Below are 25,185 nucleotides of genomic sequence, written 5' to 3' on the forward strand. Positions count from 1 at the left end.
GTCACCGCACCTCGACAAACGCCCCCGCATCCCGCTCCGCCCGAGCTCGCGGCTCCTCCGCCGGATGCCCGACCGCCACCGCTCCCATCGGATCCCACCCCTCCGGCAGCCCCAGCACCCCCCGCACGACATCCCGGCAGAACATCGTCGACGACACCCACGCCGACCCCAGCCGCTCCCCGGCCAGCGCGACCAGGAAGTTCTGCACCCCGGCCCCGACGGCGACGACGAACATCTCCCGCTCGGCCGCGTCCCGCCGGGCGTCGCCGTACGTGTGCGAACCGTCCATCACCAGACAGGGCACCACCAGATACGGCGCGTTTCGCAGCACATCCCCCCGCCGGACCCGCTTCGCGATGGACTCCTCGCTCTTCCCGTCCCGCCGCAGGTCGGCGATCCAGGCGCCCCGCATCGCGTCGAGCAGCCGTATCCGCGACTCCTCGGACTCCAGCAGTACGAACCGCCAGGGCGTCGTGTGATGCGGCGCGGGCGCCGTGACAGCCGCCGCGACCGCCCGCCGCACCGCACCCGGGTCGACGGGCTCGTCCGTGAAGGCCCGCACCGTACGCCGCTGGGTCACCGCCTCCCGGACGGCCTCCGACGTGCCGAGCCGGAACATGTCGTCGCGCGCCGCACGCACCATGGCCCCCGCCCCCTCCCCGTGCCCCTCGGCCACCACGTGCGCCAGCCCGCGCACCACGGCGACAGGCAGCCCGGCGGCCTTGCCCTTCACCAGATCGCCCGCGGCGGCCAGTTCGTCGGCCGTCGCTACGACGGTCGCGCTGAGCGGATTGCCGTACGCGTCCGTACCCCCGCGCAGATCGTCGAGCACGCGCACCCCGGCGGCGCCGATCGCGACGTCCGTGAGCCCCGAGCGCCAGGGCCGCCCGAAGGTGTCGGTGACGACGACCCCGACGTCGACCCCGAGGGCGTCCCGTAGCCCGTCCCGGATCGCCCGCGCGGACGCGTCCGGGTCCTCGGGCAGCAACAGCACCTTCCCCGAAGGGGTGTTGGACGCGTCGACCCCGGCGGCGGCCATGATGAGCCCCTGCCGGTTCTCGACGATCCGCAGCGCCCCGCGCCGTGCCACGACCCGTACGGTCTCGGCGTCGATCGCGGCCTCCCGGTCCGTCGCCTGCACGGCGCGCCCCTCGGCCTTGGACACGATCTTCGAGGTGACGAGGAGCACGTCCCCGTCGGCCAGGCCGGGCTCGGCGGCGGCGATCAACTTGGCCAGATCGTCACCCTGCGAGACCTCGGGAATCCCGGCGACGGCCCAGACGCGGTACCCGGCGCCGCGCTCGATCGCCGTAGCGCTCCCGCCAGCGCCACCACTCACCGCGGCTCCAACGCCTCCGCTTCCGTCACCACTCACCGCGGCCCCCACGCTCGAAGCCCCCTCGGACACCTCGCCGCTCAAATCCCCCGCACCTCCTCCGCCAGCGCCAGCGCCTCCCGCGCCATCCGCGCGCTGGCCTCGACGTCGGTCATCATCAGCGGCACCGCCCGGCAGCGGATCCCGGCCGCCTCGACCCGCTCCACCACGCCCGCGTCCACGGTGTCGACGAGCCAGCCGTCCAGCAGCCCCGAGCCGTAGTGCTCGGCGACCGCCGCGGCCGTCGACTCCACGCCCACCGCCGCGAGCACCTTGTCGGCCATCCCGCGCACGGGCGCGTCCCCGACGATCGGTGACAGGCCCACCACGGGCACCCCGGCGTCGGCGATCGCCTCGCGGATGCCTGGCACGGCGAGGATGGTGCCGACGGAGACGACGGGGTTGGAGGGCGGGAACAGCACGATGTCCGCCTCGGCGATCGCCTCCAGGACACCGGGCGCCGGCTTCGCCTGCTCCGCGCCGACCGGCACGATCGCCTCGGCCGGCACCGAGGCCCGCAGCCGCACCCAGTACTCCTGGAAGTGGACGGCCTTGCGCTCCCCGTCCACCTCGACGGCGACATGTGTCTCGACCCGGTCGTCGGTCATCGGGATCAGCCTGACGCCCGGCTTCCACCGGTCGCACAGCGCCTCGGTCACCGCGCTGAGCGGATATCCGGCGCCGATCATCTGCGTCCGCACGATGTGCGTGGCGAAGTCCCGGTCGCCGAGCCCGAACCACTCGGGTCCGACGCCGTACGCCGCGAGCTCCTCCTTCAGATGGAAGGTCTCCTCGGCCCGACCCCAGCCCTGCTCCTCGTTGATGCCGCCGCCGAGCGTGTACATCACCGTGTCGAGGTCCGGGCAGACCTTCAGCCCGAAGAGGTGGATGTCGTCCCCGGTGTTGCCGATGACCGTGATGTCCGCGTCCGGCACAGCCTGCTTCAGGCCGCGCAGGAACCGAGCACCACCGATGCCGCCTGCCAGAACCACAATGCGCATGAGAGCAAGTCTCGCAGGCGGGTACGACAACGCGGCATGTGGTTGTGGACAACCGGCTGCCGGTGGAAAACCGGACGAAACCCGTCAGGCGGTCGCCGCGTCCACCGGATCGGGCGCGGCGGACGCGGCGCACCGCGCGGCGTGCATCGGCATCTCCGTCAGCCCCGGGTAGTAGACGTGCAGGCTCACCGCCGGCTCCAGTGTGTCGTTGACGACCTCGTGCACGTACCCCGGCGCGAACACCCTCCCCCACTCTCGGCTTCGCTCGAGCGGGGGGACCCCCACCGCCCCCGCCGCCAACGCGCGCGTGCCGCGCTCCGTGCGCTCGGTCAGTGTGCCGTCCAGCACGGTCAGCACGCCGGAGGAGGGGCCGTGGTCGTGCAGTCCGCTGCCCTGGCCGGGCACCCAGGACAGCAGCCACACCTCATAGCCGGGGCCGGTGCGCAGCCGGTGGTACCAGCGTGTGGTGGCGTCGTAGCGGACGAGGTGCTCCCACTGGGAGCGGTCGGCGGCGATGGTGCGGGCCAGGCCGACGAACTCGGCGACGGTGGCCGGGTGCTCGCGCGGAGTCTGGAGGAGGTGCTGGACTTCGAGGATGTCGCCGGCGATCTGGAGGTCGCTGTCGCTGTTCATGGGGTGCGGGGTTCCTCGGCGGAAGAGTGGGGGGGCTGGTGTCACGTACCGTCCGCCCGGGTCACGGGGGACAGGAGTGCCCTGGTCGGGGTGTGGGGAACAAGCAGCCGAGTCGCGTGGACTCAGAGGCAGCCGGAGCGCGTTGGGCTCAACAGCTGGGACAGCAACAGCTACAGCGAGCGCGGGCAGCACCGTGGGACCCGGCGGTGCGGGTCGAGGTCAGTGCCAAGTTCGCGAGCATGCCCACAAGGACAGCGGTTCACACCTTCACTGTCAACTCGACGCCCGGTATGTGGGACATGTTTCACCTCATCCGGTTCATCTCTGTGGCGAAAGGTTTGTTCAGGGGCCACCCGGGACACATGGCGCACAACCGGGCGCAGGAGTCTCGATGCGATCCCGTGATCCGAATGTGATCCGGTTCGCTTCGACGTGCTCGTCGCAACGAGATCGAACTTCTGGGCGTCCTTCCCTGCAGAGGCCCTGCACGGGCTGGAGGCCCCTAGGGGTCCCTTCCGTGTGTCAAGGTTTATGCCGATTTGAACACTTTCCGCTAGGCCTTGGTTCCGCAGAGTGAATAAGGGGCCCAATAGCAGATCTCGGCTTGACTCGCCCGGAGCAGCACACTTGTAATTTCACTCGTGTCGTTCAGCCGAAATCGGTAACGGCTACATCACGGGGACGCGAAAGACAGACGAGGGGCGCACATGACCGAGACGGTGCAGCAACTGCTGGTCGACGACGCGGACGAGGAACTCGGCTGGCAGGAGCGCGCGCTGTGCGCCCAGACCGACCCCGAGTCCTTCTTCCCCGAGAAGGGCGGCTCGACCCGCGAGGCCAAGAAGGTCTGCCTCGCCTGTGAAGTCCGCTCCGAGTGCCTCGAGTACGCCCTCGCCAACGACGAGCGCTTCGGCATCTGGGGCGGCCTGTCCGAGCGCGAGCGCCGTCGGCTGAAGAAGGCCGCTGTCTGAATCGCGTCCGGATCAGGGCGCGCGTGCCTCTTGTACGCACACGCACACACATACACACACGTCTTGAGCGGCCCGTCGCAGGTGGTTATCCACAGGCGGCGGGCCGCCGTCGTGCCCAGCCGATAGTGTGGGCGCTCGTCCGAGACGCACCGCTGCTCCCACGGAGCACAGGCGTCCACCGCAGTCCACCGAACCGGGGCCCGTACCTCGATGTCCGTGCACAGCCACACGGCAGCCCAACACGACGCTGCCACTCCTGAGTTTCCGCGTCATGTGGTGACCGCGGTCCTCGTCTCCCATGACGGCGCCCGCTGGCTGCCCGACGCGCTCGCCGGCCTGCTCGGCCAGGAGCGCCCCGTCCAGTTCGCCATGGCCGCCGACACCGGCAGCGCGGACCAGTCCGCCCAGCTGGTCACCGACGCCCTCGGCGCCGACCGCGTACTGCACCTCGCCCGGCGCACCGGCTTCGGCCAGGCCGTCGAGGAGGCCAACCGCACGGCACCCGTCCTCACGCCGGACGAGCTCTCCTATCTGAAGCGGCCGAGCGGCTGGGACCCCGTCACGCGCACGTGGCGCGACGACGCCTACGACATGCCCGAGCTCCCGCACGGAGAGCCGGTTCAGTGGCTGTGGCTGCTGCACGACGACTGCGCCCCCGAACCGGACGCCCTCGCCCAGCTGCTGCGGGTCGTGGAGAACGAGTACGAGCTGGGCCGGGACGACATCGCCGTGGTGGGCCCCAAGCTGCGCGGCTGGTACGACCGCCGGCAGCTGCTCGAGGTCGGCGTCACCATCGCCAACTCCGGCCGCCGCTGGACCGGCCTGGACCGCCGCGAACAGGACCAGGGCCAGCACGATCACGTCCGGCCCGTGCTGTCCGTGTCCACCGCCGGCATGCTGATCCGACGCGACGTCTTCGACCAGCTCGGCGGCTTCGACCGACGGCTGCCCCTGATGCGTGACGACGTCGACCTGTGCTGGCGCGCCACCGCCGCCGGCCACCGCGTCCTCGTCGCCCCCGAGGCGGTCGTACGGCACGCCGAGGCGGCCTCCCGCGAGCGCCGCACCGTCGACTGCGTGGGCCGCACCTCCGCCTCCCCGCACAAGGTCGACAAGGCGGGCGCCGTCTACACCCTGCTCGTCAACACCCGTACGGCCGCCCTGCCCTGGGTCCTGCTGCGCCTCGTCGTCGGCACCCTGCTGCGGACCGTCGCCTACCTCGTCGGCAAGGTCCCCGGACAGGCCGTCGACGAGATCCGCGGCCTCGTCGGCACCCTGCTGCGGCCCGAGCGGATCATCGCCGGGCGGCGCAGGCGCGGCGCCCCGCAGATCGACAAGGGCGAGCTGAGGGCCCTGTTCCCGCCGCCCGGCGCGACCGTGCGGGCCACGGTCGAACAGGCCGCCGGCAACCTCGTCGGCAGCTCCGACCCGGAGGCGACCTCGGGCGCCGGACGGCACGGCGGCGGCATCGAGTCCGGGCCCGGCGGCGACGACGCCGACTTCCTGCAGATCGAGCAGTTCGCACGCCTCAAGCGCATCGCCCGCAAACCCGGCCCGGTGCTCTTCCTGGTGCTGCTGCTCGTCTCACTGATCGCCTGCCGCAGCCTCCTCGGCGGCGGCGCGCTCGCGGGCGGCGCCCTGCTGCCCGCCCCGGCCGACTCCGGTGAGCTGTGGTCGCGCTACCTCGACGCCTGGCACCCGGTGGGCGCCGGCGGCACCCCGTCCGCGCCCCCGTACCTCGCGATCGTCGCCATGTTCGCCTCCGTGCTGCTCGGCTCGACCGGCCTCGCGGTCACGGTCCTGCTGGTCTGCTCGGTGCCGCTGGCCGGCTTCACCGCGTACTTCGCCTCCCGCCCGCTCGTCGAGTCCCGCCTGCTGCGCGCATGGGCGGCCGTCGTCTACGCCTTCCTGCCCGCCGCCACCGGCGCCCTCGCGGGCGGCCGTATCGGCACCGCCGTCCTCGCCATCCTGCTGCCGCTCATCGCGCGCGCGGGCATCGCGGCCAGCGGCCTGGCGAACAGCTCCGGTGCGCGCGGCAGCTGGCGCGCCACCTGGGCGTACGCCCTGCTGCTGACGGTCACCACCGCGTTCACGCCGATCGTGTGGCCCATCGCGCTGCTCCTCGGCCTCGGCCTGCTGGCCGTGCGCCGCACCGACATCACCGCCTACGGCCTGCGCTTCATCGCCCAGCTCGGCACGCCCCTGCTGGTCCTGGCCCCCTGGTCGCTGTCGCTGCTGCCGTTCGGCTTCTTCCGGGAGGCCGGCCTGGAGTACGGCTCCTCGGCCGCCTCCGCCCTCGACCTGCTCGGCGCCAGCCCCGGCGGCCCCGGCACGGTCAGCGGGCTGATGCTCATCGGCATCGTCCTGGCGGCGCTGGCCGCGCTGCTGCGCTCCGAGCGTCAGTTGGGAATCTGGACGGCCTGGACGGTCGCCCTGGTGGGCCTCGTCTTCGCGGTCCTGTCCAACAGCTCCACCTGGGCCGGGCCCGCCACCCTCGTCTACGGACTCGCCCTGCTGTCCGCCGCGATGCTGGGCGCCGACGGGGCACGCGCGCGTGTGGCCGAGCAGAGCTTCGGCTGGCGCCAGCCGGTCGCCGTGCTGACCGCGTTCGCCTCGGCCGCCGGCCCGCTGCTCGTCGCCGCCGGCTGGATGATCGGCGGCGCCGACGGACCGGTGGAGCGGCGCGACCCCGTGCAGGTGCCCGCGTTCGTCGCCGAGGAGAGCAACACCCGCGACCAGGCCCGCACCCTGGTCCTCGACAGCGACTCCACGGCCCACGTCGGCTATGTGCTCGTCCGCGGCTCCGGCGCCCGCCTCGGCGACGCCGAACTCGCCGCCGCCGACGGCGAGAACAGCAAGCTCGACAAGGTCGTCGCCAACCTCGTCGCCGGCTCCGGCGCCGACCAGGCCAACCAGCTGGGCGCGTTCGCGGTGCGCTACGTCCTCGTCCACAAGGGCGCGCCCCGCGAGGTCACGCGCGTGCTGGACGCCACGCCCGGCCTGTCCCGGCTCAGCGAGCAGAACGGCAGTGCGCTGTGGCGGCTCGACCGGCAGGTCTCCCGCGCGGCCATCGTGTCCGGTTCCGGCTCGGGGTCGGCGGAGCCGCAGGCCGTCGCCGCGGGCCCCGTGGAGATCCACACCACGGTCCCGGCCGGCGCCGACGGCCGCGTCCTGCGCCTCGCCGACACCGCCGCCGAGGGCTGGACGGCCACCCTGGACGGCAAGCCGCTGACCCGCACCACCGTCGACGGCTGGGCCCAGGGCTTCGAACTCCCGGCCTCCGGCGGCCGGCTGGACGTCACCTACGACGCCCCGGTCGGCCACACCGCCTGGCTGTGGGCCCAGGGTTTCCTCGCCCTCGTCCTCGTCGTGATGGCCCTGCCCGGCCGCCGCCGCGACATCGACGACGACCTGCCCGACGAGCCGGTCGTCCCCGCCCAGGCCGTGACCGGTGAGGGCCGCCGGGCCCGCCGGCTGCGCGCCCAGGCGGAGGCCGAAGAGGCGGGCCAGAGTGGTGAGTTCCCGTCTCCTCCGGAGGAGGAGACCCCCACCCCCGCGCCGGTGCCGCAGCAGCAGCCCTACGGCGAATGGGACACGCCGAGTTACGCGGGCGCCGAGTACGGCGCCTACGGCGGCGAGCAGTACCCGGGCACCCAGCAGTACCCGGCGGGCGGTTACGACCAGACGTATCAGGCGGACCCGTACCAGGGTGGCCAGTACGACCCGTACGCCTACGACGGCCAGTCCCCGCAGACGCCGTACGACCAGACGCAGACGTACGACCAGTCCTACGGTCAGGGCTACGACCCCGCGTACGACCCGGCGCAGCCGGATCCGCACGGCAGTGAGCGTCCCGACGGGAGCCAGCAGTGAACCGCACCACCCTGTCCCTCATCGCCGGCGTGGCCGCGCTCGCCGCCGTCACCGGATTCGCCACGCTCACCACGCCCGACGCCGGCGCGAACACCGCGAAGGCGGCCGCCGAACTGCCCGTGGAGCGCACGAGCCTGCTGTGCCCGGTCCCGAGCACCTCCGACCTCGCCGAGACGACGTACACGTCGTTCACGCCCGTCACGAAGGGCACGGGAAGCGACGGTGAGGCCGAACTCCGGTCGGCGGGGGAGGAGTCGGCGGACGCCAAGGACGACAAGAAGGCCGACAAGCCCGTCCTCACCCCCAAGGAGCCGGGCACCCCGGTCACCGGGGACGCGTCCGGGGCCGACTCGCCCGCGCTGCTCGGCACCGCCGAGGGGAAGTTCGCACCCGGCTGGACCGTGCAGCAGACCACGGAGGTCGCCGCCGGCACCGGGCGCGGCCTGCAGGGCGTCAACTGCACGGGACCGGACACCGAGTTCTGGTTCCCGGGCGCCGGCACGGCCGCGGACCGCACGGACTACGTCCACCTGACCAACCCCGACGACTCCGCCGCCGTCGTCGACATCGAGCTCTACGGCAAGGACGGCGCCCTGGAGACCACGGTGGGGGAGGGCATCACGGTCCAGCCGCACTCCAGCGAGCCGGTCCTGCTGTCCACGCTCACCGACGAGAAGCAGGCCAACGTCACCGTGCACGTGAGCGTGCGCAGCGGCCGCGTCGGCGCCGCCGTGCAGGCCCTGGACGACAAGCTCGGCGGCGACTGGCTGGCCGCGTCCGCGGACCCCGCGGGCAGCCTCGTCCTGCCCGGCATCCCCAAGGACGCCACCGCCGTACGCCTGGTCGCCTTCACCCCCGGCGACGCCGACGCCGACCTGAAGGTGCGCCTCGCCTCCCCGACCGGCCTGATCACCCCGGCCGGCAACGAGACCCTGCACGTCAAGTCCGGCATGACGGCCGCCGTCGACCTGGGCGACCTCACGCGCGGCGAGGCGGGCTCGCTGGTGCTGACGCCCACCGACCGGTCGGTGCCGGTCGTGGCGGCGCTCCGGGTCGTACGCGGCAAGGGCACCCGGCAGGAGACGGCGTTCATCCCCGCGGCCCGTCCGGTCGGCACCCGCGCGACCTCGGTGGACAACAGCGAGAAGGGCACGACGCTGTCCCTGACAGCACCCTCCGGCACGGCGCAGGTCAAGGTCACGGCATCGGCGGGCACCGAGGGCGGCACGGCGGCATCGAAGACATACACGATCAAGTCCGGCACCACCCAGGACGTGGAACTGCCGGTCCCGAGCGGCCTCAAGGGCACCTACGCCCTGACGGTCGAGCCGGTGTCGGGCGGCCCGGTGTACGCGTCGCGCACCCTGACGGCCACGAAGGACGGCGTGCCGGCCTTCACGGTACAGACCCTGCCGGACGACCGGGGCATGGTGTCGGTGCCGGAGGCGGACCAGGACCTGTCGGTGCTGCAGAAGTAGGCGGCGCGTGGGCGCCTCGGCCGCCCACGCGCGCGTACGGCGTCAGTCCTCCCCGTACCGCGGATCCACCGTCTCCGGCGTCAGCCCCAGCAGCTCGGCCACCTGCTCCACGACCACCTCGTGTACCAGCGCCGCCCGCTCGTCGCGCCCCTTCGTACGGATCTCCACCGGCCGCCGGTAGACGACCACGCGCGCGGGACGTCCCTCGCGCGCGGGAATCGTGCCGCCGAGCGGGACCGCCTCGTCGTTCCAGGCCTGCCCGGGCCCGTCCAGCCGCGGCACCTCGAGCACCAGGAAGTCGATGTCGGCGAGCTGCGGCCAGCGCCGCTCCAGGCGCTCCACGGAGTCCTGCACCAGGTCCGCGAACGCGTCGGCGCGGCTCGCGGCGAGCGGCACCTGGGGCGGTGCGATCGGGCCGCGCATGCCCCGGCCGTGGCGATCGCGGCGGCGGGGCCCGGGGGCGGCGGCACGGGGCGGTACGGGGTTGTCCATCACTGGTGAAGCGTAGTCCTCGCCGGGACGAGCTGCCCGGCCCCCCACGCGGCACCGGGGACGCCGTCCACCCGCGCCGGACGGCATGTCGCCGGATGACCATTCCGGCCAAGATTGGGCTCGATTCCGTATCTCTCCAAGACCGTCGAAATCAAGGCAATTGGCCTGGTTTGTACGGAGCGGTGACCACTTTCAGAACCGTTCGGCATCCCGGAAAGCGGTGTCCATGCAGGTCAGTGAGGTGTGCCGGACGGGGTGTGTGGGGCGTTTCACAGTACGACACGGTGGAGTGACCTGGGGGAGAGTCGTCGCGGCCCGTTCAAGAGTGCGGTACCGTCCAACGTCGTGAGCCCTGTACGTCGCTGTTCGCGCACCGCTTGCGGCCGTCCCGCCGTCGCGACGCTGACGTACGTCTACGCCGACTCGACCGCGGTCCTCGGCCCGCTCGCCACCTACGCCGAACCCCACTGCTACGACCTGTGCGCCGAGCACTCCGAGCGCCTCACCGCGCCGCGCGGCTGGGAGGTCGTCCGGCTCCTCGACAGCTCCGCCCCGGCCCGTCACAGCAGCGACGACCTGGAAGCGCTTGCCAACGCCGTGCGTGAGGCGGCCCGCCCGCAGGAGCGCGCCGCGGAGGCCGGCGGTGGCGGCTCGCGGCGGGCGGACCCGATGGAGGTCGCGCGCCGCGGTCATCTGCGGGTGCTGCGCTCGCCGGACAACTGAGCGCCCGAACCCTTTCGGTCAACTCCCTTTTCCCGGCGGCCCGTTCCGCCGAGTGACGCACGACCGTTGACGTGCCGTTGGCGCGGACACGGCCATTCCGTAAGCCGAAGTGAGAAATCGCTTTCTGTATCGCGGAACCGGAGAGGTGTCCGTGTACGTCCAGGAACTGGACCCTATCGCCGGCTCGCTCGGCCTGTCCGCCCTGGTGGCGGCCCTGCCCCTGGTGATCGTCCTGAACCTTCTCGGCGGCGTCCGCATGAAGGCGGACTCAGCGGGCCTGACCGGCCTTCTGGCGGGCCGTTCTGGTCGCCTGGCTCGGCCTAGGCGTGCCGCTGGACCAGACGTTCTCCAGCGCCGCCCAGGGTGCCGTGTTCGGGATCTTCCCCATCCTGTGGATCGTCGTCAACGCCCTGTGGGTGTACCGGATGACGGTCCGCACCTGGCACTGTGACATCCTGCGCCGCTCCTTCGGGCGGCTCTCCGACGATCCGCGCATCCAGGCGCTCGTGGTCGCCTTCTGCTTCGGCGCCCTCCTCGAAGCCCTCGCCGGGTTCGGCGCCCCCCCCCGTCGCGATCTGCTCGGTCATACTGGTCGACCTCGGCTTCGAACCGGTGCGCGCGGCGGTCGCCGCGCTGGTCGCCGACACCGCGCCGGTCGCCCTTCGGCGCGATGGGCACACCGGTCGTGACACCGGCCCAGGTCACCGGGCTGCCACTGGACTCCGTGGCCTCCGTGGTGGGCCGTCAGACGCCGCTGCTGGCCCTCGTGGTGCCGCTCGTACCGGTCTGGCTCGTGGTGGGCGGCGCGGGCTGCGCGAGACCTGGGTGCCCGCCCTGGTGTGCGGAATCGCCTTCGCCGTAGCCCAGTTCGCCGCCTCCAACTACGTCTCCGCCCAACTGGCCGACATCGGCGCCGACTTGGCCGGCGCGGGCCTTGGGTACCACGACTGGCCCTTCGTCAACTGCCCGTTCCTGATGGAGCGGGCTTGCTGCTCGGATCGTCGATGGCTTCGACGGTGCCTGGCTGCGTCCAACTGCTGGATGAGCAGTAGGGGCGTTTGACTGTGCCCCGCACCTGGCGTGGTCGACGTTCCGTGCAACCGGGTCCACCGGCGTGGGCCGGGCTTGTGCCTTCAGGAACTCGCACACTGGGACGGCCAACATGGCGCTTCAGTACGGGAGTTAAGCCGCAAGGAACCCGATCGGGTGAACGGGGCCGACGCGGGGCTGGCCTTCCTGTCGCCGGTGCTCGGATGGTTCGGCGTGGCCGTCTCCGGGTCGGACACCTCGGCGAACGCGCTGTTCAGGGCGATGCAGGTGACCGCGGCGCGCGAGTCGGGGCTGTCGCCCGAACTCCTGGCCGCCGCCAACAGCTCGGGCGGAGTCCTGGGCAAGATGATCTCCCCGCAGATCCTCACCATCGCCTGCGCGAAGGTGGGTCATCGCGGGTGGTGAGGGGACCTGCCGCGCAAGGTGCTGCCCTGGAGTCCGGGGCTGCTGCTGGTGATGTGCCTGATCGAGGTGGGGCAGAGTTCGCCGGTGCTGCACTGGATGCTGCCGTGACCTGAGGTTACGTCCAGGGGGCCACTCGGCGGACCCACAGCCGACTGTCAGCCGGGCCGGGTAGTTTGGGGGCCCGACAGGACTCTCAGGAGGGTTGGCCGTGGCTGCTGATCTGTCACAGCTCGTGAAGGCGTACGACGTGCGCGGGGTCGTACCGGACCAGTGGGACGAGTCGCTGGCCGAGCTCTTCGGGGTCGCCTTCGTCCAGGTGACCGGCGCGAGCGCGATCGTGACCGGGCACGACATGCGGCCCTCGTCCCCGGGCCTCTCGCGTGCCTTCGCGCGCGGGGCGGCGGCGCAGGGCGTCGACGTCACCGAGATCGGCCTGTGCTCCACCGACCAGCTGTACTACGCGTCCGGCGCGCTGAACCTGCCGGGCGCCATGTTCACGGCCTCGCACAACCCGGCCCAGTACAACGGCATCAAGATGTGCCGCGCCGGCGCCGCCCCGGTCGGCCAGGACACCGGCCTCGCGGAGATCCGCGAACTGGTCGAGCGCTGGAGCGAGTCGGGCGCCCCGGCACCGGCGGCGACGACGGGAACGCTCACGCAGCGGGACACGTTGACGGATTACGCGGCCTACCTCCGCTCCCTCGTCGACCTGACCTCCATCCGCCCCCTGAAGGTCGTCGTCGACGCGGGCAACGGCATGGGCGGCCACACCGTCCCGACGGTCTTCGCCGGTCTGCCGCTGACCCTGGTCCCGATGTACTTCGAGCTGGACGGCACCTTCCCCAACCACGAGGCCAACCCCCTCGACCCGGCCAACATCGTGGACCTGCAGAAGCGCGTCCGCGAGGAGGGCGCCGACCTCGGCATCGCCTTCGACGGCGACGCCGACCGCTGCTTCGTCGTCGACGAGCACGGCGACCCGGTCTCCCCGTCCGCGATCACCGCCCTGGTCGCCTCCCGCGAGCTGGCCCGGCACGGCGGCAAGGGCACGGTCATCCACAACCTGATCACGTCCTGGTCGGTCCCGGAGGTCGTCAGGGAGAACGGCGGCACACCGGTACGCACGCGCGTGGGCCACTCCTTCATCAAGGCCGAGATGGCCGGCACCGGCGCCCTCTTCGGCGGCGAACACTCCGCCCACTACTACTTCAAGGACTTCTGGAACGCCGACACGGGCATGCTGGCCGCCCTGCACGTCCTGGCGGCCCTCGGCGGCCAGGAGGGCCCGCTGTCCGGCCTGGTCGCCCAGTACGACCGCTACGCCGGCTCCGGCGAGATCAACTCCACGGTCGACGACCAGACGGCCCGCCTGGCGGCGATCAAGTCCGCGTACGAGGGCAGCGAGGGCGTCGAACTGGACGAACTCGACGGCCTGACCGTCTCCGCCGCCGACTGGTGGTTCAACGTCCGCCCGTCCAACACGGAACCACTGCTGCGGCTGAACGCGGAGGCCCGGGACGAGGCGACGATGGCGAAGGTCAGGGACGAGGTACTGACGATCATCCGCGGCTGACGCGGCGAGGTCACCTCTTCCCGACCGAGTCGGGTGGTGAGTGGGCATAGGCCGGGGGTCCAGGGGGCGGAGCCCCCCGGAGGATGGGACGGGTAGGGGGGCGGGGGCGAAACCCTCTACGCCCACCCCGACGCCGACCACCCGCCAACCCCGACACCCCGCCCCCACCGGCGGTACCCTGACCAGGCACATCCGCACACGCGCACGCACGTGCACACCCCGCCCCCGAAGGGACACCCCATGCCGCTCGAAGCCGGCCTCCTGGAGATCCTCGCCTGCCCGGCCTGTCACGCCCCCCTCAAGGAGCAGGACACCGAGCTGATCTGCACAAGCCAGGACTGCGGCCTCGCGTACCCCGTTCGCGACGGCATCCCGGTCCTCCTCGTCGACGAGGCCCGCCGCCCCGCGTAACCGCCGCTCCGGCGACCGGCGTACAGACGATCCGCGCAAGGACGACCGGGTCCGGACGACCCGGCGATCGGAGGCTGCCGCCCATGCTCGACGAATCGCTGCTTGACGCCCCCGAGGCCTTGGCCGAGGCCGACCGCCGCGCCCTGCTCCGTGGCGCCGCCGAGGCCGGCGCTCGCGTCCGCACCGCGGTCCGGCACGCCGCCGAGGCCGGTGTGCAGGACCTCAAACCCGACGGCCGCCCCCGCGCCGTGCTCATCGCGGGCCCCGGCGCCGCCGCCACCTGCGTCGCCGACCTCCTCGGCACCCTCGCCGGCGCCGGCAGCCCCGTCACCCGACTGGCCCCCTCCGGCGTCGCCCCGGCCGCGGGCGCCCTGCGCTGGGAACTTCCCGGCTGGGCCGGCTCAGTGGACCTGCTCCTGATCGCCACCCCCGACGGCAGCGAACCCGGCCTGTCCCTGCTCGCCGAGCAGGCCTACCGGCGCGGCTGCACCGTCGTCGCCGTGGCCCCCGTCGGCTCCCCGATCACCGAGTCGGTGCACAACTCGCACGGCATGTTCGTCCCCATGGCGACCGCCCCGTACGAGCAGGACCAACCCCAGGCCGCGTCCGCCCCCGGCGTCCTGTGGGCGCTGCTCACCCCGCTGCTCGCGCTCCTGGACCGCACCGGCCTGCTCGCCGCCCCGCCCGAGGCCCTCGGGAAGGTCGCCGACCGCCTCGACCAGATCGCCGAGCGCTGCGGCCCCGCCATCGCGACGTACAGCAACCCCGCCAAGACGCTGGCCGCCGAGCTCGCCGACGCGCTCCCGATGATCTGGACCGAGGGCGTCTCGGCCGGTCCGGCGGGCCGCCGTTTCGCCGCCGCGCTCGCCGAGCTCTCCGGCCGCCCCGCCGTCGTCGCCGAGCTGCCCGAGGCACTGGCCGCGCACAGCACCCTGCTGGCCGGCCCGCTCGCCGCCAGCGCCGACCCCGACGACTTCTTCCGCGACCGTGTCGAGGAGGCTCCCGCCCTCCACGCGCGCGTGGTGCTGCTGCGCGACCGCCCGATCGACGGCCTCACCGCCGCCCCCGCCGCCCGCGACCTGGCCCTCAGCCACGACACGCCGCTCAGCGAGCTGGAACCGGAGCCGGGCGACGAGCTGGAGACCCTCGCGGAACTGATCGCCGTGACGGATTTCGCCGCCGTTTACCTGGCGCTCGCTTCCGGCGCCTGATCATGCCCAGGATGCCCTGACCGCCGTACGAGCACAGCACCGCCGTACACACAGACCCGCAGCGCCGCTGTAGGAACACCGCACCGGCAGAGAGAACCCAGAGAGCCCCATGGACCGCCTCGACAACACCATCCGCCCCTACGCCTGGGGTTCCCCCACCGCCATCCCCCTGCTGCTCGGCGTCGAGCCGACCGGCGAACCGCAGGCGGAGATGTGGATGGGCGCCCACCCCGGCGCACCCTCGCGCACCGGACGCGGCACCCTCGTAGAGGTCATCGACGCGGATCCCGACAAGGAGCTCGGCCCGGCGTCGGCCGCCAAGTTCGGCCCCCGTCTGCCCTTCCTGCTCAAGATCCTCGCCGCCGGCGCCCCGCTCTCCCTCCAGGTGCATCCCAACCTGGAGCAGGCGAAGGAGGGTTACGAGGACGAGGAGCGCCGCGGCATCCCCGTGGCCGCCGGACACCGCAACTACAAGGACGCCAACCACAAGCCCGAACTGATCTGCGCCCTCACCGAGTTCGACGGCCTGTGTGGCTTCCGCGACCCCCTGAGGGCCGCCGACCTGCTCGACGGACTCGGCGTCGACTCCCTCAAGCCGTACGTCGACCTGCTGCACGCCCACCCCGAGGACGCGGCCCTGCGCGAGGTCCTCACCGCGATCCTCAGCGCCGACCCGGACGAGATGGCCCGCACGGTCGCCGAGGCCGCGGCCGCCTGCACCCGCCTCGGCGGCGACTACGCCCCCTACGCCGACATCGCCCACCACTACCCGGGCGATCCCGGCGTCATCGCCGCGATGCTCCTCAACCACGTCCGACTCCAGCCCGGCGAGGCCCTGTTCCTCGGCGCCGGCATCCCGCACGCCTACCTCAGCGGTCTCGGCGTCGAGATCATGGCCAACTCCGACAACGTCCTGCGCTGCGGCCTGACCCCCAAGCACGTCGACGTCCCCGAACTCCTGCGCATCGTCCGCTTCGAGGCCGCCGACCCGGGGGTGCTCCGCCCGGAGGCGTCCCCCGACGGCGAGGAGGTCTACGAGACCCCCATCGACGAGTTCCGGCTGTCCCGGTACGTCCTCCCCGAAGGCACCGGCGCCCACGACCTCACCCGCCCGACCCCGCAGATCCTGCTCTGCACGGCGGGCTCCGTCCGCGCCGGGGAGCACGAGCTGACCCCCGGTCAGTCCGTGTTCGTCCCGGCGGGCGAAAAGGCTGAAGTGTCCGGTACCGGCACGGTATTCCGGGCCACGGTCGTCGCCTGAACGAGTCCATCGGGTGGTCCGGCGAACCGTTGTCGGACCGGGCTGCAACAATGACCCACCGGCAAAGGACAGGCAAAGGTCTGGACGGCGTACGCACCGAAGGGACAACGCGAACACATGAGCGCGTCAGGCGGCACCAAGGCGATCGTGGCGGCACTCGCCGCCAACCTAGCGATCGCGGCATCGAAGTTCGTTGCGTTCGCGTTCAGCGGCTCGTCGTCGATGCTCGCCGAAGGCGTGCACTCGCTCGCCGACTCCGGCAACCAGGCCCTGCTGCTCGTCGGCGGCAAGAAGGCCCAGCGCGAGGCCACCCCGCAACACCCCTTCGGGTACGGCCGCGAGCGCTACATCTACGCCTTCCTCGTCTCGATCGTCCTCTTCTCCGTCGGCGGCATGTTCGCCATCTACGAGGGCTACGAGAAGATCAAGCACCCGCACGAGATCGACCACTGGTACTGGCCGGTCGGCGTCCTCGTCTTCGCGATCATCGCCGAGGCGTTCTCCTTCCGTACGGCCATCAAGGAGTCCAACCTCCTGCGCGGCAAGCAGTCCTGGAAGGAATTCGTCCGCCACGCCAAGGCCCCCGAGCTGCCCGTCGTCCTCCTGGAGGACCTCGGCGCGCTGGTCGGCCTGGTCCTCGCCCTCGGCGGCGTCGGCCTGGCGCTCATCACCGGCGAGGGCGTCTGGGACGGCATCGGCACGCTCTGCATCGGCATCCTGCTCGTCCTGATCGCGCTCGTCCTGGCCGTCGAGACCAAGTCCCTGCTGCTCGGTGAGGCCGCAGGCCTCGAAGAGGTCAAGAAGATCGAGGCCGCCACCGTCGACGGCGACACCGTCACCGGCATCATCCACATGCGCACGCTCCACCTCGGCCCCGAGGAGCTCCTGGTCGCCGCCAAGATCGCCGTCGGGCAAGACGCCACGGCCGCCGAGATCGCCGCCGCGATCAACGCCGCCGAGTCGCGCATCCGCGAGGCCGTCCCGATCGCCCGCGTGATCTACCTCGAGCCGGACATCTACCTTGAGACCGAGGCGGCCAAGGGCGCGGACCGCGAGGCCACGCCGGGCGGACCGGCGTCGCCCTCCGCTGAGCACTGACCTCCGCCTCTACGCCCACGGGGCCCGCCGATTGTTCGGCGGGCCCCGTCGTACGCCGTCTCAGGCCGCTGGAGCGGGCCACGGCGGCCGAGCGGCGGCCGCCGCCCGACGCCGTACGACCAGACAGGCGATCCCCAGTCCGACGCCGGTCAGGACGAGCCCGGCCCCGAGCAGCATGGTCGCCGTGAGGAGCAGGGGAGCCGTGTACTCCTCGGTGATCCGGCCCCGGACCGCGGACGCGGCCACCGTCCCGTCGTGGTCGTCCTCGAAGAACCGCGAGTCCATCGAGTTCGCCCGGTGATCACCCAGCAGGAACAGCCGCCCCCGCGGAACCGTCACGTCGTACGCCTTGCGCGCGCCGTCGGCGTCACCGTCCCTGACATACGGCTCCGCGAGCGGCTTCCCGTTCAGGGCGAGCCGTCCGCCCGTGCAGCACACCAGACGGTCGCCGCCCACACCGACGACCCGCTGCATCACCAGCTCGTCGAAGCCGTAGCGGCCCGGCGCCGCGTACAGCACGACATCGCCGCGCCGCACCTCGCTCCCGTCGACACGCTCGAAGACGATGCGGTCGCCCCGCTCGTACGACGGTTCCATACTCGTGCTCGCCACCCGCGAGGTCCCGTAGGCCTCCCGCCCGTAGGCGAAGCCGCCGAACGCCAAAACCAGCCCCAGCAGCCCCACCACGGCCGCCGCGATCCCAAGTCCCCGCCCCTTGCCGGACATCGCACCCCTCCCCATGCGGCACATCCGCGCGCAGAGAGTAGCGGCTGCCGGCCAACCCCCGGTGCGGGCCCGCACGCCGGCTACGTGATCTCGCTCAGCACCCGCAGCACGGCTCCCTCCTCGGCCGCCAGCAGCCGCTCCCGGAACCCGGCGTCCATCAACTTCCGCGACAGCAGCGCCAGAATCCGCAGGTGCTCGTCGCCCGCGGCCGCCTCCGGTACGGAGATCATGAACACCAGCCGAGCCTTCGTACCGTCCAGAGAGCCCCATTCGACCCCCTCCACGGACCGCGCGAACCCGACGACGGGCGCGGTCACCGCATCCGTCTTGGCATGCGGAATCGCGATCTCCTCACCGAGCCCCGTCGTGCCCTGCGCCTCCCGCCGGAGCGCGGTCGCCACCAGCTCGTCCACATCCGTTACCTTGCCGGTCCGGGCCAGCAACTCGGCCATCTCCCGGATGGCGGCCTCCTTGTCGGCCGCGTCCAGCCGGACCTTGACGGTCTGTTGGGTGAGACAGCCGGAGAGAACCTCGGCGTCGGCCCCGCAGCCGGTTGCGGCGGGGCCCGCCTGGGACTCGCGCACCGCCTGCCGCGCTACGACAACACCGGCGCCCGGCGCCCCCGCGCACACCCTGGCGGGCACGGGCACAAGCCCCGACACGGCCCCTTCGGCGACCGCCGCCCCGCGCCGCTTCCGCCCGCTGAGGTCGACCGGAGCGACCGTCGTCAGCGCGGTGACGACCGTGCCGATCACCACGGCCACGAAGAACATCGGTACGCCGCTCACCGCGCCCAGCACGGCCACGATCGGCCCGCCGTGCGGCACCGCGTCCTCGGCCCCGGCGGCCCCGGCGATCGCACCGGCCACCGCGCCGCCCAGCATGTTGGCGGGGATGACCTGCGCGGGCCGCGCCGCCGCGAACGGGATCGCGCCCTCGGAGATCCCGAAGCAGCCCATGAACAGCGAGGCCGGCCCGGTCTCCCGTTCCTGCTCGGTGTACAGCCGCTTCCGTATCAGCGTGGCCATGCCCTGTCCCAGCGGCATGACCGGGATCGCGCCAGCGCACATGCCCATGACCGTCTGGTTGCCGGTCGCGATGAGACCGGCGCCGAACAGGAACGCCGTCTTGTTGACCGGTCCGCCCATGTCGAACGCGATCATGAGGCCGAGAATCGCCCCGAGCAGGATCGCGCTGGTGCTGGTCATCCCGCTGAGCCAGTCGGTCAGATGCTCGAAGACCCAGGAGATCGGCTTGCCGATCACGTACACGAAGAACAGGCCGAGCGCCGTGGTCGCCACGATCGGGATCACGATGATCGGCATGATGGGCTGCACGAACTTCGGGACCTTGATCTTCTTGATCCAGAGCACCAGATATCCGGCGAGGAACCCGGTCACGATCGCCCCGATGAAGCCCGCGCCCGCCTCGGAGTCGTACAGCGACCCAGTGTTGGCGATCCAGCCGCCGATCATGCCCGGCGATGATGCCGTCCGCGGTGCTGACATCGTTGTCAGTCAGGACGTTCTCAGCCCCGATGGATCCTTGGGTCTCCACCGTCATGTCGATACCGCGGCACTCGGCGGCTTGCGCGAGCGTCTCCGCCGCCATGTACGTGTGCGCGATGCCGGTGGGGCAGGCGGTCACCGCGAGCAGCTTCAACCGCCTGCGCTCGCCATCGCCGCCGCCCGTGGGGGGAGGGCCGGGCGATGCCGGTGGGGCAGGCGGTCACCGCGAGCAGCTTCAACCGCCTGCGCTCGCCATCGCCGCCGCCCGTGGGGGGAGGGCCGGCCGGACTGGTCACGTCGATCTCCTCACGCCTTCGTCCCGCGGAACGCCGTCCCGGACGCCCCGCAAGATCGATCAGTTGTTCCGATCCCCTGGCATCCTGCAACACCTCGCCCCAGGCTCAAAGGTGTGAAGGTCCCCGAATGCCTTGGTCAGTTGGCTCCCGTTCTGCCGTTCGCAGGGGTCCAGTTATCGCTCCTGCAACCATCCGTCACCGACACCTCTCCCAAGAGGCGGACTGGGGCTGCCCCGCCCCACCGGTGTAGCTTGGGACGGAGCCAGACGTCGCTGCTGATGGCGGGCGGGCGGTCCCGACGCGGACCGACCGAGGGAGAGAGGGCCTCCGACGGACTGCGCTGCGTGAACGCGGGCATACCCGTGCCCTCCTTCGGGCACTCCTGTGTCCGCCGCCGCGCAGACCAGCCGTACCCACCTCGCCCCAACCCCGAGGAGCAGCTCGTAATGACGACTGTCGACAAGCGACAGGACTTCAAGGTCGCCGACCTGTCCCTGGCCGAGTTCGGCCGCAAGGAGATCACCCTCGCCGAGCACGAGATGCCCGGCCTGATGGCGATCCGCAGGGAGTACGCCGAGGCGCAGCCGCTGGCCGGCGCCCGTGTCACCGGCTCCCTGCACATGACCGTGCAGACCGCCGTCCTGATCGAGACTCTGGTCGCCCTGGGCGCCGAGGTCCGCTGGGCGTCCTGCAACATCTTCTCCACCCAGGACCACGCGGCCGCCGCCATCGCCGTCGGCCCGAACGGCACCGTGGACGACCCGCAGGGCGTCCCGGTCTTCGCCTGGAAGGGCGAGACCCTGGAGGAGTACTGGTGGTGCACGGAGCAGGCACTGACCTGGCCGAACACCCCCACCGGCGGCCCGAACATGATCCTGGACGACGGCGGTGACGCCACCCTCCTCGTCCACAAGGGCGTCGAGTACGAGAAGGACGGCAAGGTCCCGGAGGTCGACACCGCCGAGTCCGACGAGCACCGCGTCATCCTCGAACTCCTGCACCGCACCATCACGGACGGTTCGCAGAAGTGGACCCAGCTGGCGTCGGAGATCCGCGGTGTCACCGAGGAGACCACGACCGGCGTCCACCGCCTGTATGAGATGCACCGCGACGGCACCCTCCTGTTCCCGGCGATCAACGTCAACGACGCGGTCACCAAGTCGAAGTTCGACAACAAGTACGGCTGCCGCCACTCCCTGATCGACGGCATCAACCGCGCCACCGACGTCCTGATCGGCGGGAAGACCGCGGTCGTGTGCGGGTACGGCGATGTGGGCAAGGGTTGCGCGGAGTCCCTGCGCGGACAGGGCGCCCGGGTGATCGTCACGGAGATCGACCCGATCTGCGCGCTGCAGGCGGCGATGGACGGTTACCAGGTCACCACCCTGGACGAGGTCGTCGACAAGGCCGACATCTTCGTCACCACGACCGGCAACAAGGACATCATCATGGCTGCGGACATGGCCAGGATGAAGCACCAGGCGATCGTGGGGAACATCGGTCACTTCGACAACGAGATCGACATGGCCGGTCTGGCGAAGATCCCGGGGATCGTGAAGGACGAGGTCAAGCCGCAGGTCCACACCTGGACGTTCCCAGACGGCAAGGTGATCATCGTGCTGTCCGAGGGCCGCCTGCTGAACCTGGGCAACGCGACCGGTCACCCGTCGTTCGTGATGTCCAACTCGTTCGCGGACCAGACGCTGGCCCAGATCGAGTTGTTCACGAAGCCCGACGCGTACCCGACCGACGTGTACGTGCTGCCCAAGCACCTCGACGAGAAGGTCGCCCGCCTCCACCTGGACGCGCTCGGCGTGAAGCTCACCCAGCTGCGCCCCGAGCAGGCCGCGTACATCGGCGTCGAGGTCGAGGGCCCGTACAAGCCGGACCACTACCGCTACTGAGCACGGAGGTGAGCGCACCTCTGCCTGAGACGAACGCGCCCGTGCACTGACGCGCTCCTCAGCAGCAGGTCCTCCGAGGGCAGGCCCCCCGCACCCCCGTGCCGGGGGGCCTGCCCGTCCGGCCCCGCAAGGCCGGACCACCCCGTCAAGACCCAGGACCCCCATGCCCCGCGGCCGTTATTCGCTCCACGATCCGCACGATCACACCCCCCTCGCAGAAGAGCACTTCCACTGCGCCCCCGGCCCCTCCGGCTGGCGCTATGTCTCCCAGCTGACCACCCCCACGGGCGACCACAGCGGCTCCGTAGACCTCACCCTCGACGAACTCGGCCGCCCCATCCGCCTCGAACTCCACGCCGCCGGCTGGCAGGTGCGCGGCGCCGCCCTCGACGGCGTCACCTGGGTCCGCACGGACCCCACAGGGGCTCATGCCACGGAAGGCAACGTGCGCGCCCACGCCTTCACCGGCACATCCCCCGCGTTCCTTGTCGCCACCACTCGTCTCCTGCGCCTCACCCCTTCCGCCTCGGCAACCCGCGTACGCCTCGTGGCCTTCACAGATCCGGTGCTGGCCCCGCGCACCGTGGACCAGTCCTGGGCTCTGGTGAAAAGAGAAACACACGGCACTGACAACGCCCCCCTGACCGTGGACGAGTACCAGGTCACAGCCCTGGACACGGGCGAACAGCACGCCGTGCACATCGCTGGCGACGTGGTCCTCGCGGCACCCGGCATCGAGCTCGAGGACCTCGACTCGCCCCCGTCCGTGTTCGCCTGAGCGGAGCGATGAGAAGACAGCCGCCGATGCCACGTACGGCACAGCCCCGGACCGACAGAGGGACTAGGCCGGCGGCGCGAACCCGGTCGAGGGCCGCTCGGTCGGCGGCGCGTCCTGCGGAGCCCCGGACCGAGCGTCGGCCGGAGCCGCCTCCGTCACATCGGGGACCGGCTGAACCGGCGCGGCCGCCGGGGAGCCGTACGAATCCGGCGCACCGGTCCCGACAGCCGGTCCACTCACCGGGGGCGTGTACGAGCCGGGCGCACCAGCCGCAGGCCCGGCCCCGCGAGCCGGTCCACTCGCAGCCGTACCGTCCGAGAAGGACCGCCGGACCTCTCGAGCCTGCCGCTCCTGCACCACTGCCGCCAGATACGCCGCCGCCGGCACACCCGGCGGCACCGGAGCACCGGTGCGAGCCGAAAGGTCGGAGGCCAGTTGCTCCGCCATGGCCTGGCCGACCTGCGGGTCCAACTGCTGCATCCGCGTCAGGTACTGCCGGATGGCAAGCCACAGCGCATCGGGAACCGCCGACAGATCAAGCCCTGAGAACCGCCCGGCCAGCCAGGGCGGAGGCGGCGGCACGAAGCCTGTACGCGTGGCCGGCACCCGTTCCCGTACGACCAGAGTCCCGGCGAACACGTCCCCGAGCCGCCGTCCGCGCGCCGACACGAACGAGGCGATGCAGGCGATGACCCCGAACGTCATCAGAATCTCGATCACACCGATCAGACCCCGCACCAGCGCATGCCGGAACCGGATCGGTCCGCCGTCGTCCCGCACCACCCGAAGCCCGCACGCCAACTTCCCGAGCGAACGTCCGTGGCTGAGCGTCTCAACCGCGATCGGACCGCCCACCAGCACCAGTACGAACGTCGCGATCGACACCGCGATCTGCGCCGCCTCGTCCAAAGAAGCCGTGGCAGCCAGCAGCGCAATGCTGACGACGGTGTAGACGATCACGGCCACGACCAGATCGAGCAGCACGGCCAATGCCCTGCTGGGCAGCTTGGCCGGGCGCAGCTCCAGCGCCACCGCCTCGCCCGTCACGAGCTCACTCACGCCTGCCGTCCTTCCCCTGACCTGCCACTCGAATGGCCAGTCTGCCAAGCTGAGGGCGCATCGCGCCGCAGTACGACAAGCTGACACCTACGACGAACCGCCGACGAACAGCCGAGGAGCGGGCAAACAGATGGACCTCGACGTCTTCGTCGCCACCCACCGGGTCGAATGGGACCGCCTCGAAGCCCTGCTCCGGCGCCAGCGCCGCCTCACCGGCGCCGAGGCAGACGAACTCGTGGCCCTCTACCAACGCACCGCCACCCATCTCTCGCTGATCCAGTCGAGCGCCCCCGACCCGCAGCTCACCGGTCGGCTCAGCCAACTGGTGGCACGCGCGCGTAGCGCCGTCACCGGCACCCGACGCGCCTCCTGGCGCGATGCCACGCGCTTCCTCACTCACGGCTTCCCGGCCGCGGTCTACAGGTCGCGGCACTGGTGGGTACCCACAGCGCTCCTGTCCATCCTCGTGGCCGCCCTCCTGGGCTGGTGGATCGGAACCCATCCCGAAGTGCAGGCCACGATCGCCGCCCCCAGCGAGCTGCGCGAGCTCACCCGCCCAGGCGGTCAGTACGAGGCGTACTACTCCAGCCACCCCGCGACGTCCTTCGCCGCCCAGGTCTGGACGAACAACGCCTGGGCCGCCGCCCAGTGCCTGATCCTGGGCGTTTTCCTGGGCCTCCCGGTCCTCTGGATCCTCTTCCAGAACATGCTCAACCTCGGCGTCGGCTTCGGCCTGATGTCCTCGGCCGGCCGCCTCGACACCTTCCTCGGCCTCGTCCTGCCGCACGGCTTGCTCGAACTGACCGCGGTCTTCGTCGCCGCGGGCACAGGGCTGCGCCTCGGCTGGACCGTCATCGACCCGGGCCCACGCACCCGACGCGCGGCTCTCGCCGAGGAGGGACGCGCCGCCATTGGCATGGCAATCGGCCTGGCGCTGGTCCTCTTCATCTCCGGCGCCATCGAAGGCTTCGTCACCCCGTCGGGCCTGCCCACCTGGGCGCGCATCGCCATCGGGGTCATCGCTGAGCTGGCCTTCCTCGCCTACGTCTACGTCCTCGGCGGCCGTGCCGCTCGCACCGGAGAGACGGGCGACCTCGAGGAAGCCGAGCGCAGCGCCGCCGTACCGACGGCGGCCTGATGTGCGAACACGCCTGCTGAGCTGTTAGTCTCCTCTTCGCCCCACAGGAGCCGTTGACACGGAGCGTGTGGGGAGGTAGATTTGAACAGTTGTCTGGAACCGGATCTCAACCGGTCGGCAGCAGTGAATATCTATCAGCTTCTCGGAACTTCGATTTCGAAGAAGCCTCTCCCGATGATTCGGAAAAGAGTGACCGGTCAGTCCGGCTCGAAACTTCTGAT

General features: G+C 71.6%; 18 protein-coding genes and 3 pseudogenes. 14 read left to right on the forward strand and 7 right to left on the reverse strand.

What is annotated here, in order from left to right; genetic code table 11:
- Position 1: 1 nt before the first annotated feature.
- The 3 genes from AQJ91_RS22785 to AQJ91_RS22795 form a co-directional block, all read right to left on the reverse strand.
- Positions 2-1,339, reverse strand: coding sequence for a coenzyme F420-0:L-glutamate ligase (locus AQJ91_RS22785; RefSeq protein ID WP_067024795.1), 1,338 nt, complete (start codon positions 1,337-1,339; stop codon positions 2-4).
- A gap of 77 nt (positions 1,340-1,416) precedes the next feature.
- Entirely contained in the window at positions 1,417-2,376 is a 960-nt protein-coding gene (gene cofD, locus AQJ91_RS22790; protein ID WP_067024798.1) for a 2-phospho-L-lactate transferase, read from the reverse strand.
- Between the two features lie 84 nt (positions 2,377-2,460).
- Positions 2,461-3,009, reverse strand: coding sequence for a cysteine dioxygenase (locus AQJ91_RS22795; RefSeq protein WP_067024801.1), 549 nt, complete (start codon positions 3,007-3,009; stop codon positions 2,461-2,463).
- Between the two features lie 707 nt (positions 3,010-3,716).
- On the opposite strand from AQJ91_RS22795, the gene AQJ91_RS22805 reads away from it, so the two are divergent.
- The 3 genes from AQJ91_RS22805 to AQJ91_RS22815 all read left to right on the forward strand — a co-directional run bounded on the left by AQJ91_RS22805 (position 3,717) and on the right by AQJ91_RS22815 (position 9,331).
- Positions 3,717-3,980, forward strand: coding sequence for a WhiB family transcriptional regulator (locus tag AQJ91_RS22805; RefSeq protein ID WP_010034659.1), 264 nt, complete (start codon positions 3,717-3,719; stop codon positions 3,978-3,980).
- Between the two features lie 210 nt (positions 3,981-4,190).
- A complete protein-coding gene (locus AQJ91_RS22810; protein ID WP_079085125.1) occupies positions 4,191-7,853 on the forward strand; it encodes a glycosyltransferase in 3,663 nt (1,220 codons plus the stop codon).
- Entirely contained in the window at positions 7,850-9,331 is a 1,482-nt protein-coding gene (locus AQJ91_RS22815; RefSeq protein WP_067024812.1) for a DUF5719 family protein, read from the forward strand. The genes AQJ91_RS22810 and AQJ91_RS22815 overlap by 4 nt, the downstream gene beginning before the upstream one ends.
- Before the next feature lie 42 nt (positions 9,332-9,373).
- Here AQJ91_RS22815 and AQJ91_RS22820 read toward each other — a convergent pair whose 3' ends face one another.
- Positions 9,374-9,823 (reverse strand): metallopeptidase family protein, encoded by a 450-nt coding sequence (locus AQJ91_RS22820; protein ID WP_067024815.1) that lies wholly within the window; start codon positions 9,821-9,823, stop codon positions 9,374-9,376.
- Positions 9,824-10,168: 345 nt separating this feature from the next.
- Here AQJ91_RS22820 and AQJ91_RS22825 point away from each other — a divergent pair, with 345 nt between their 5' ends.
- The 8 genes and pseudogenes from AQJ91_RS22825 to AQJ91_RS22855 all read left to right on the forward strand — a co-directional run bounded on the left by AQJ91_RS22825 (position 10,169) and on the right by AQJ91_RS22855 (position 17,555).
- Entirely contained in the window at positions 10,169-10,546 is a 378-nt protein-coding gene (locus tag AQJ91_RS22825; protein ID WP_067024818.1) for a DUF3499 domain-containing protein, read from the forward strand.
- A 151-nt stretch (positions 10,547-10,697) separates the two neighbouring features.
- Positions 10,698-11,479: pseudogene (locus AQJ91_RS22830) on the forward strand (L-lactate permease); the annotation flags it as partial.
- Between the two features lie 279 nt (positions 11,480-11,758).
- Positions 11,759-12,109 (forward strand): annotated as a pseudogene (locus AQJ91_RS49830) (L-lactate permease); the annotation flags it as partial.
- A gap of 100 nt (positions 12,110-12,209) precedes the next feature.
- The gene (locus AQJ91_RS22840) at positions 12,210-13,574 is read left to right on the forward strand and encodes a phosphomannomutase/phosphoglucomutase (RefSeq protein WP_067024824.1); all 1,365 of its coding nucleotides are present in this window, start codon (positions 12,210-12,212) and stop codon (positions 13,572-13,574) included.
- A gap of 240 nt (positions 13,575-13,814) precedes the next feature.
- Positions 13,815-13,985, forward strand: coding sequence for a Trm112 family protein (locus AQJ91_RS49835; RefSeq protein ID WP_079060162.1), 171 nt, complete (start codon positions 13,815-13,817; stop codon positions 13,983-13,985).
- 83 nt (positions 13,986-14,068) lie between these two features.
- Positions 14,069-15,196 carry an SIS domain-containing protein gene (locus AQJ91_RS22845; RefSeq protein WP_067024827.1) on the forward strand — a complete coding sequence of 376 codons (1,128 nt, stop codon included), beginning with the start codon at positions 14,069-14,071 and terminating at the stop codon, positions 15,194-15,196.
- Positions 15,197-15,305: 109 nt separating this feature from the next.
- Positions 15,306-16,457: a mannose-6-phosphate isomerase, class I gene (manA, locus tag AQJ91_RS22850; protein ID WP_067024830.1), complete on the forward strand. Its 1,152-nt coding sequence runs from the start codon at positions 15,306-15,308 to the stop codon at positions 16,455-16,457.
- A 117-nt stretch (positions 16,458-16,574) separates the two neighbouring features.
- Entirely contained in the window at positions 16,575-17,555 is a 981-nt protein-coding gene (locus AQJ91_RS22855; RefSeq protein WP_067024832.1) for a cation diffusion facilitator family transporter, read from the forward strand.
- Positions 17,556-17,615: 60 nt separating this feature from the next.
- On the opposite strand, the gene lepB is transcribed toward AQJ91_RS22855, so the two are convergent.
- Both lepB and AQJ91_RS22865 read right to left on the reverse strand, forming a co-directional pair.
- Positions 17,616-18,281, reverse strand: coding sequence for a signal peptidase I (lepB, locus tag AQJ91_RS22860; protein ID WP_079085127.1), 666 nt, complete (start codon positions 18,279-18,281; stop codon positions 17,616-17,618).
- Positions 18,282-18,361: 80 nt separating this feature from the next.
- Positions 18,362-19,928: pseudogene (locus AQJ91_RS22865) on the reverse strand (fructose-specific PTS transporter subunit EIIC).
- Positions 19,929-20,531: 603 nt separating this feature from the next.
- On the opposite strand from AQJ91_RS22865, the gene ahcY reads away from it, so the two are divergent.
- Complete coding sequence (gene ahcY, locus AQJ91_RS22870) at positions 20,532-21,989, forward strand: adenosylhomocysteinase (RefSeq protein ID WP_067024835.1); 1,458 nt, start codon at positions 20,532-20,534, stop codon at positions 21,987-21,989.
- A gap of 163 nt (positions 21,990-22,152) precedes the next feature.
- Positions 22,153-22,767: a hypothetical protein gene (locus AQJ91_RS22875; RefSeq protein ID WP_067024838.1), complete on the forward strand. Its 615-nt coding sequence runs from the start codon at positions 22,153-22,155 to the stop codon at positions 22,765-22,767.
- A gap of 63 nt (positions 22,768-22,830) precedes the next feature.
- Here the strand turns inward: AQJ91_RS22875 and AQJ91_RS22880 are convergent, their stop codons facing one another.
- Positions 22,831-23,826: an RDD family protein gene (locus AQJ91_RS22880; protein ID WP_067024841.1), complete on the reverse strand. Its 996-nt coding sequence runs from the start codon at positions 23,824-23,826 to the stop codon at positions 22,831-22,833.
- Positions 23,827-23,956: 130 nt separating this feature from the next.
- Between AQJ91_RS22880 and AQJ91_RS22885 the strand changes: the two genes are divergently transcribed.
- The gene (locus tag AQJ91_RS22885) at positions 23,957-24,964 is read left to right on the forward strand and encodes a stage II sporulation protein M (RefSeq protein WP_067024843.1); all 1,008 of its coding nucleotides are present in this window, start codon (positions 23,957-23,959) and stop codon (positions 24,962-24,964) included.
- Positions 24,965-25,185: the final 221 nt, after the last annotated feature.

This window comes from Streptomyces dysideae, from assembly GCF_001514305.1.
Taxonomy (GTDB): domain Bacteria; phylum Actinomycetota; class Actinomycetes; order Streptomycetales; family Streptomycetaceae; genus Streptomyces; species Streptomyces dysideae.